This is a genomic window from Rhodospirillaceae bacterium (assembly GCA_018662005.1).
Classification (GTDB): Bacteria; Pseudomonadota; Alphaproteobacteria; order Rhodospirillales; family JABHCV01; genus JACNJU01.
Map to the genome: position 1 here is coordinate 26,072 of JABJHA010000053.1, position 8,832 is coordinate 34,903.

Here is an 8,832-nt window from a genome sequence, read left to right on the forward strand (position 1 = left end):
GGATGATGTCAAAGGCCGAAACCGGCTCCCCTGATGACCGCGCCGCCATGGCTGAAATTTTCACCCATAGCGGTCGCGCCCATATCATTGGGCTAACCGGCGTTCCGGGCAGTGGCAAGTCAACACTGGTGCGCTCGCTGGCCCTGGAATTCCGGAAAAGCGGCCGCAAGGTCGGTATTATCGCCGTTGATCCCTCCAGCCCGTTTTCAGGTGGCTCGATTCTTGGTGACCGGGTGCGGATGCATGATTTGACAGGGGACGAGGGTGTTTTCATTCGTTCCATGGCGACCGGCGGGGCGCTTGGCGGCCTGGCCCGTCCGGCCCTTGATACGGTCGATGTTCTGGATGCCGCCGGCTTCGATCTGGTGCTTATAGAAACCGTCGGTGTTGGCCAGGATGAAGTTGATATCGTAAGCGCCGCCCATAGCGTTGTCGTTGTTTCAGCCCCCGGGCTGGGCGATGAAATTCAGGCGATCAAGGCCGGTGTTCTGGAAATTGCCGATATTCACGCGGTCTCCAAGTGTGACCGGGACGATGCTTTACGCACCATTGCCGATCTTCAAGGAATGCTGGCGCTGGGCAGACAGAACAGGGGCTCGAAAATCTGGAAGCCTCCTGTTATCGCGACCAGTGCCGAGCGGGATACGGGAATTGTTGAACTGGTCGCCTCAATTGACGAGCATTTTGAACATTTGAATGCTTCAGGCGAGATCGAAATTCGCAAACGCCGGATTGCAGAGATGAGGATTTTAAAATCTGCCGAAGATGTTGTCCGCGAACGTTTGCGTAAACAGCGTGACGGCAAACTTGCCGACCTGCTAGACAAGGCCATGGACCGAACCCTTGATCCGCACAGTGCGGCCCTTGCATTACTCGACGGCTTTCGCGAAAAAGGAGAAGACCCCAAGTGACGAACCTCGATCTTGAATTTGTTCGCAGCCAGTTTCCGGCATTTTCCCAGGAAAACCTCCGTGGCTGGGGCTTTTTTGAAAATGCCGGTGGCTCCTACGCCTGCGCTCAGGTCATTGACCGGCTGAACAGGTATTACCGCGAAACAAAAGTTCAGCCCTACGGCCCATACCCGGCCTCAAAACGGGCGGGCGAGGAAATGGACAGTGGGCGGGCCCGGATGGCCGGTTTGCTCAATGCGGACGTCAATGAAATCAGTATCGGTCCTTCGACATCGCAAAACAGCTACGTCATTGCAAATGCCTTACGCGGCGGGCTTGGTGAGGGCGATGAGATTATCGTCACCAATCAGGACCACGAAGCCAACAGCGGTGTTTGGCGACGGTTGGGGGTGCAAGGTGTCGACGTTCGCGAATGGCAAGTCAACCCGGTCAGTGGTGAGCTTGATCTGGCGGATTTGGATAAGTTGCTATCGGCGAAGACCCGGTTTGTCACGATGCCCCATTGTTCCAACATCGTCGGCCAGATTAATGATGTGACGGCGGCGGCGGAAAAAGTCCACGACTCAGGCGCCTTGTTGGTGGTTGACGGTGTTTCCTACGCGCCGCACGGCTTTCCCGACTTGGGCAACCTTGGCGCCGATATTTACCTGTTCTCGCTTTACAAGACCTTTGGCCCCCATCAGGGCGTTATTTACGCGCGTGCAGGCATTCAGGATCAACTTGAAAACCAGGGCCATTATTTCAATGCGGATTACCCGGAAAAACGCCTGACGCCAGCCGGGCCCGATCATGCCCAAATCGCCGCGACAAACGGTGTCGCCGATTATTACGAGACCCTCTACGCCCATCATTTTGATGGTCAGGCGAGTCTTGCGGATCAAGCAAAACAGATGAACAGCCTTTTTGCGGCGCACGAGAAAAAGCTGACCAACCAGTTGCTGGATTTCCTGCGTTCGCGAAATGATTTACGGATTTTAGGACCGGTCAACGGGGAGAGAAAAGTTTCAACAATTGCCGTGCAGCCCGATCGTTCGGCACAGGAAATTGCCACGGCTCTTGTCGATAAGAAAATCATGGCGGGTTCAGGTGACTTCTACGCGGTGCGCCTGCTCGAGGCTCTTAACGTGCCGCTGAATCCCGGCGTCTTGCGCCTGTCATTTGTCCATTACACAAGTCAGGCCGAAATCGACCAACTGATAGGGGCGTTGGAGCAAACGCTTTAACGAACCCGGACGTAAGACCCAGGCGCATCTTCAAGGGCTTTCAGCTTTCCAGCACCGGGTTTGCGGGCGGCGACATCTTTTTTTCCGGCCTGCTTTTTTATCCAGTCAGCCCAGTTCGGCCACCACGATCCTTCTGTTCGCTTGGCTGATTTCAACCAGGTTTCCGGGTTCTTTGGGATTTTACTGTAGGTCCAATAACCATATTTCCCCTTTGCCGGTGGATTGACGACACCGGCGATGTGGCCCGAACCGGCCAGCACGAAGCGCACCGGACCGCCATAAAGGGCGGTCGCCTTGTAGGTCGATTTCCAGGGTGCGATATGATCATCACGGGTTGATAGCATGTAGATGGGGATTTTGATTTGCCTGAGGTCGATGGGAACACCAGAAAGTTCGATGCCTCCGGGCTCGACAAGTTTGTTTTCCAGATACATTTTGCGTAAGTAAAAACTGTGCATGGCCGCGGGCATACGGGTTGAATCCGAATTCCAGTACAGCAGGTCAAAGGGGAAGGGGGCCTTTCCGAGCAGGTAATTGTTGACGACGAAGGACCAGATCAAATCATTGTCGCGCATCATGTTAAAGGTACTGGCCATTTCCGTACCGTCGAGATAGCCGCGCGCGAACATCATTTCATCAAGATCATCAATTTGTTCCTCGTCGATAAAAATGCCAAGGTCGCCGGGGTCGGTGAAATCAACCATGGTGCTTAAGAATGTCGCCGACTTGATCCGCGTGTCCTTGATTTCTGCCATGTAGGCAAGGGTTGCGGCGAGCAGGGTGCCGCCAATGCAGTAACCGATTGCGTTGCAGTGCTCTTCTCCGGTGGCTTTGTTGATGGCGCCCAGGCTGTCGAGGATTCCCTCCTGCATGTAATCATCGAAGGTCTTTCCGGCAAAACTTTCATCCGGGTTGACCCAGGATGTGACAAACACCGTATGGCCCTGGTCTGTGGCCCATTTGATCAGGGAATTCTGCGGCCGCAGATCAAGGATATAATATTTATTGATCCATGGGGTGATGATCAAAAGCGGGGTTTTGAAGACTTTCTTGGTGGTTGGTGCGTACTGGATCAATTCGACCAGATCGTTGCGATAGATTACCTTTCCCGGTGTGGAGGCGATATTTTCACCAAGTTTGAACGATGCTTCATCGCTCATGGTGATCCGCAACTGGCCTTTGCTCTGTTCCAGATCATCGAGCAAATTCTCGATGCCGTTGACAAGGTTTTCTCCGCCGCTTTCAAAGGTCTCGCGGATAACTTCCGGGTTGGTGGCGATGAAATTACTCGGCGACAGGGCGTTGACGAACTGGCGGGTGTAAAAATTGACCTTACGGGCGGTCTTGTCGTCCAGTCCCTCAACACCTCCAACAACCGATGTTACCCAGTTGGAGGTCAGCAGATAGGACTGTTTGATGAAATTGAAAACATCGTTTTCGTTCCAGCTTTCATGACCAAAACGCCGGTCTTCCTGGTCGGGTTGAATATCGACAGGGCTTTGCCCACCCATCATCCGGTTGCTGCTGGCCGTCCAAAGATTGAGGTATTCCTGCCACAGGGCCAACTGGTTTTCAGCCAATTGGGCGGGGTTGGCCATCATTTTCGCCGTAAGCTCAATGAAAGCATTGCTCAGGTGGGAACCGGAATTCAGATCCGCGAGGCTGCTTTCAGCCAGTTGTTTGGCAAAAAAATCGGATATAATGCGTTGAAAACGCATTGAAAGTTCGCCAACAGACTCCGAATTGATAACGCCGTAGGTTTCCGATGCCGCACTGTTTGCTTCTTCGTCCAAAACTCAAGCCTCCGGTTAAATTCGCTTAAGTGTATACGTGGCCGCAAGACATTGATAAAAATGCAATAAAGCTATTATAGCGTAAGATACTTTTAATCATATCCCGGTATTTTACGGGCTCTGCAAGGAGCACATGTATTTTTTCGATAAGACCTTAAAAGAGGATTCGAGTGTCGATGAGCAATAAACAGCAACGCCCCGTCCAAGTTGGAGTCAAGGCAGGCTACAGCCGCCCTCTTGTAGCGGGCGCTCTGGTCACCGTGTTAAGCGGCCTTGCCGGTTGCTCTTCCGTGCCCGACGCCGTCAATCCGGCCGAATGGTACAAAAGCACCGTCGATTTTTTTGCTGGCGAGGATGGCGAAGGCCAGGTCAGTCAAGAAAACCAGGACGCATCGGCTGAACAGACACCGATTCCGGGTGAAGATAAGGCGTTTCCTGAATTGTCCACAGTTCCCCAGCGCACCAGTGCGCCGGTACAGGGCGGTCTGGTAGCCGATACCGAAAAACGCAAATATGCCGAACCCATTGCCCGTCAGGGCGAGGCCACAGAAATGCTTGCAGCCCAGCCACCTGCTGCACCACCTGCGCCGTCTGCCGAACAGGTATCGACTGCGATGGTGTCTCCGGTCCAGCCTGCACCACCAGCCATGCCTGCGGCTCCGGTTGTTCAAGCTCCTGCTTCCATGCCGGCGGCGCCTGCTGATGCCGGTTTTGCCTCGATTGTTCCAAATTCCATCACCCTGACACCACCGCCGTCTGCCCCGGCTATGCCGGCTAATGCCATGGCGTCAATCGATGAAGATCCATACGGTACCGTCGTAGTCTCCTCCATGGGTATCGAGATGGCTGCTGCCGCAGCTGCTCCGGCTTCAAACCCTGTTCCTGCCGCGCAACCGGCTATTGCCCAACCCGTATCCACAAGCCTGAAACGCTCGACGCAAGCCACCGTTGGCGGTGTCAAGGTTGCGACGATCCTGTTTGAAACCGGCTCGTCGGGCCTTAGTCAGAATGATCGCCGGATTTTGGGTGAAGTGATTCGACTGCATCAGCAACGCGGCGGAACAGTAACCGTCGTCGGCCATGCCTCAAGCCGGACACGCAACATGGACCCGGTCAGCCACAAAATGGTTAACTACAGTGTTTCTGTTGACCGTGCCGACAGGATCGCCAAGGAATTGCGTTCCATGGGAATGGCGCCTGATATGATCGTCGTCGACGCGCGCGCCGATAACATGCCGCTTTATTACGAAAGTATGCCATCGGGTGAAGCTGGTAACCGTCGCGCCGAAATTTATTTTCAGAACTAAACACCCCTAGCGGTCTGCATCATCTAAATTGCATCCCTACGATCGCTTTTCCCGTTTCCTCGGCAGGAGGGGGCACGCAGGCGATGCCGAAGCATCGTCAAGTGTTGCCGACACCCCGAGGGGACGGGAAAAGCGACCCGGAGGGCGGTGTTGCAAGGCTTCCGGACGTTGTCATGCGCTGCTTGTGGTGGAAAGCCACCACGGCGCAACGCATTCCTAGCCGGAAACCTTGCAACACCGTCGTAGGGGTGTAATTTAGATGATACAGACCACTTTCGGGGTATATGAGAAATATGGAAAAGGATTTTCACCGGATAAGGCGATTGCCGCCTTACGTGTTTGCCGAAGTCAATGCGATGAAGGCAAGGGCGCGGGCAAACGGTGAGGACATCATCGATTTTGGCATGGGTAATCCGGACCAGCCGACGCCCCAGCACATTGTTGATAAATTGACCGAAACGGTGCAAGACCCGCGCACCCATCGATATTCCAATTCTCGCGGCATTCCGGGATTGCGAAAAGCCGTTGCCGCCTATTACGAACGCCGCTTCGACGTTTCCATCGATCCGGAATCCGAAACCATCGTCACCCTGGGGTCGAAAGAGGGACTGGCCAATCTGGCATCCGCCATTACCTCGCCGGGTGATGTTATTCTGGTTCCCAATCCCAGTTATCCGATCCACCCGTTTGGATTTATTATCGCCGGGGCTTCTGTGCGAAATGTGCCGGTCACCCCAGATCAGTCATTTATGGAGGCATTAGAGAGGGCGGTTGTTCACAGCGTTCCCAAGCCGACGGCGCTGGTTTTGAATTTCCCCAACAATCCGACGGCAGAATTGGTGGACCTGGATTTCTACGCTCAGGTTGTCGATTTTTGTCGCCACCATGAAATCTGGATTTTATCGGATCTTGCTTACGCCGAAATATATTTTGATACCACCCCGCCGCCGTCGATCCTGCAAGTGCCGGGGGCCAGGGATATCGCTGTCGAATTCACATCCATGAGCAAGACGTACAACATGCCCGGCTGGCGCATTGGTTTTTGCAGTGGCAACAAGACTTTGGTAGCGGCGCTGACGCGGATCAAATCCTATCTTGATTATGGCGCTTTCACACCGGTTCAGGTTGCCGCTACGGCTGCCTTGAACGGTCCGCAGGACTGCGTCGATGAAATCCGCACCCTTTACAAAGAGCGCCGCGATGTCTTGATCGACGGGCTGGCCGCCGCTGGCTGGGATGTGCCTTCACCGGCCGCAACGATGTTTGCCTGGGCCCCGATCCCGACCGCTTTCCGGCATTTGGGTTCTATTGAATTTTCAAAGTTGTTGCTTGCCGAAGCCCATGTTGCCGTTGCACCGGGTATTGGTTTTGGCGAACACGGCGATGGTCATGTCCGTATCGGACTGGTCGAAAACGTTCACCGCACCCGCCAGGCGATCAGGAACATTAAATCGTTCCTGGGAACTTATCAGAATGTTATTGAAAAAGCGGACAAACAAGCCGCAACACATTAGTGGATGTCATGAATGAGTGAACCTTTGAAAATCGCCGTAGCCGGCTTGGGAACCGTCGGTGCAGGAATTCTTAAACTGCTGTCCGAACATGGCGACTTGCTGGAAGGCCGTTGTGGCCGAAAGATTCAGGTGACCGCCGTATCTGCCCGTGATCAGGGCAAGGACCGGGGTGTCTCGCTCGATGGCCTTGAATTCTATGAAGACGCGGCCCGGATGGCGCGTGAAGCTGATGCCGATGTCATTGTTGAACTGATCGGTGGCGCCGACGGGATCGCCAGGGAAACCGTCGAGGCGGCGATTGACGCTTCGCGCCATGTGGTGACAGCCAATAAAGCGCTGATTGCCCACCATGGAACGGAACTGGCGCTTAAAGCAGAAACCGCCGGTGTTAGCCTGGCCTATGAAGCTGCCGTCGCCGGTGGCATTCCGATTATCAAGGCGTTGCGCGAGGGGCTTGTCGCCAATGGCATTCAAAGCATTCATGGCATCCTGAACGGAACATGCAATTACATCCTCAGCCGGATGCGTGATGAAGGACTTGAATTCACCGAAGTGCTGGAAGATGCCCAGCGTCTGGGTTATGCCGAAGCCGATCCGGAGTTTGATATCGAAGGCGTCGACGCGGCCCACAAACTGGCAATCCTCGCCTCATTGGCCTTTGGCAGGAAAGCCAATTTTGATGATGTCCACGTTGAAGGCATCACCCGTATTTCACAAATGGATATCCGCTTTGCCGAAGAGCTTGGTTACCGCGTCAAGCTACTGGGCATCGCTTCGCAAAGCGATCACGGCATCGAGCAGCGGGTGCATCCGTGTCTGGTTCCTACGGCCGCCCCGATCGCCAGCGTCGAAGGGGTGTTTAACGCTGTCGTCGCCGAAGGGGATTTTGTCGATACCCTGATGATGGAAGGGCGCGGGGCCGGGGAAGGGCCAACCGCTTCCGCTGTTTGCGCCGATCTTGCCGATATCGCGCGAGGCATACTGATACCGGCATTTGGTATTCCCGCCAAAGACCTGAAATCTTCAACGACGGTTTCAATGGATGCCCACAAGGGGGCTTACTACATTCGCCTGATGGTTATCGACCGGCCCGGTATTTTTGCCGATGTGGCAACCACGCTGCGTGATAACGAAGTATCTATGGAATCGATCCTGCAACACGGCAGGGGCGCCCCGGGTGAAGCCGTACCGGTGGTGTTGACATTGCATGAGACAGAGGAAGCCCGTGCCTCCGCCGTCATAGAAACAATTGCCAATCTTGATGGTGTGCTTGAAGCACCGGTAATGATTCGGATAGAGAATTTATAATGGCTGATACAAACAACGCTGGACGCAATCTGGCCATGGAAGCCGTCAGGGTCAGTGAAGCGGCAGCCCGCGCCGCCAGCGTCTGGATGGGGCGTGGTGATGAAGAATCTGCCGATCAGGCCGCCGTGGATGCCATGAGCAAGGCGCTCAAGGCCCTGTCGATTGACGGCACTATCCGCATTGGTGAAAACAACGGCAGTCAGCTGACCGTCAACGAAAAGGTCGGCGATGGCAAAGGACCAGCCGTTGATGTTGCCTTGATGCCGGTGGAAGGTCCGACCATTGTCGCCAAGGGCGAACCCAACGGCCTTTCCGTCATTGCTTTGGCCGAAGGCGGCAAGTTCCTTAACGTCCCCGATCTGTACATGGAAAAAATCGCCGTCGGTGGCGGCTTGCCGGCAGGGCTTGTCGATCTGGACAATCCGCCGTCAGAAAACCTGAAAGCGCTGAGTGCGGCCAAAGGCGTGCCCATCAGTGATCTTGTCGTGTGCATTCTGGACCGTCCCCGCCATGGTGAAATTATCGCCCAGGTTCGCGAAGCCGGTGCCCGCATCATGTTAATTGTCGACGGTGATGTTTCGGGTGTTGTCGCAACGGTTTGGCCGAAAAGCGGTATTGATTTGTATTGTGGCATCGGCGGCGCTTCACAAGGCGTTCTCTCAGCCGCAGCCCTTGCCTGTGTCGGCGGTCAGATGCAGGGGCGGTTGGTCGTCCGCGATAATGCCGACAGGGTAAAAGCCGACGATGCCGGTATCACAGACCCTGCACAAAAGTTC

At 54.8% G+C, this 8,832-nt stretch carries 7 protein-coding genes; 6 read left to right on the forward strand and 1 reads right to left on the reverse strand.

Translation table 11 applies throughout. The features are described from left to right. Window positions 1-2 precede the first annotated feature (2 nt). Together meaB and HOL66_16930 are read left to right on the forward strand one after the other, a co-directional pair. Entirely contained in the window at window positions 3-911 is a 909-nt protein-coding gene (gene meaB, locus HOL66_16925) for a methylmalonyl Co-A mutase-associated GTPase MeaB (GenBank protein MBT5245917.1), read from the forward strand. Continuing rightward, window positions 908-2,134 carry an aminotransferase class V-fold PLP-dependent enzyme gene (locus tag HOL66_16930; protein MBT5245918.1) on the forward strand — a complete coding sequence of 409 codons (1,227 nt, stop codon included), beginning with the start codon at window positions 908-910 and terminating at the stop codon, window positions 2,132-2,134. Before meaB ends, HOL66_16930 begins: the two co-directional genes overlap by 4 nt. Here the strand turns inward: HOL66_16930 and phaC are convergent. Beyond that, window positions 2,131-3,852 (reverse strand): class I poly(R)-hydroxyalkanoic acid synthase, encoded by a 1,722-nt coding sequence (gene phaC, locus HOL66_16935; GenBank protein ID MBT5245919.1) that lies wholly within the window; start codon window positions 3,850-3,852, stop codon window positions 2,131-2,133. The genes HOL66_16930 and phaC overlap by 4 nt on opposite strands. Before the next feature lie 251 nt (window positions 3,853-4,103). Here phaC and HOL66_16940 point away from each other — a divergent pair, with 251 nt between their 5' ends. The 4 genes from HOL66_16940 to HOL66_16955 all read left to right on the forward strand — a co-directional run. Further along, a complete protein-coding gene (locus HOL66_16940; GenBank protein ID MBT5245920.1) occupies window positions 4,104-5,234 on the forward strand; it encodes an OmpA family protein in 1,131 nt (376 codons plus the stop codon). A 293-nt stretch (window positions 5,235-5,527) separates the two neighbouring features. Further along, on the forward strand, window positions 5,528-6,748 hold the full coding sequence (locus HOL66_16945) for an LL-diaminopimelate aminotransferase (GenBank protein ID MBT5245921.1): 1,221 nt from the start codon (window positions 5,528-5,530) through the stop codon (window positions 6,746-6,748). A 12-nt stretch (window positions 6,749-6,760) separates the two neighbouring features. Beyond that, window positions 6,761-8,056 (forward strand): homoserine dehydrogenase, encoded by a 1,296-nt coding sequence (locus HOL66_16950; protein MBT5245922.1) that lies wholly within the window; start codon window positions 6,761-6,763, stop codon window positions 8,054-8,056. Then, the coding region (locus HOL66_16955) for a fructose-bisphosphatase class II family protein (GenBank protein ID MBT5245923.1) at window positions 8,056-8,832 on the forward strand (777 nt) is incomplete at its 3' end. The genes HOL66_16950 and HOL66_16955, both read left to right, overlap by 1 nt.

Bases quoted from the DNA above. Each gene is read 5' to 3' on its own strand.
- HOL66_16945 (MBT5245921.1), top strand. From the start codon at position 5,528: ATGGAAAAGGATTTTCACCGGATAAGGCGATTGCCGCCTTACGTGTTT.
- HOL66_16950 (MBT5245922.1), top strand. From the start codon at position 6,761: ATGAGTGAACCTTTGAAAATCGCCGTAGCCGGCTTGGGAACCGTCGGT.
- meaB (MBT5245917.1), top strand. From the start codon at position 3: ATGATGTCAAAGGCCGAAACCGGCTCCCCTGATGACCGCGCCGCCATG.
- HOL66_16940 (MBT5245920.1), top strand. From the start codon at position 4,104: ATGAGCAATAAACAGCAACGCCCCGTCCAAGTTGGAGTCAAGGCAGGC.
- phaC (MBT5245919.1), bottom strand. From the start codon at position 3,852: ATGCGTTTTCAACGCATTATATCCGATTTTTTTGCCAAACAACTGGCT.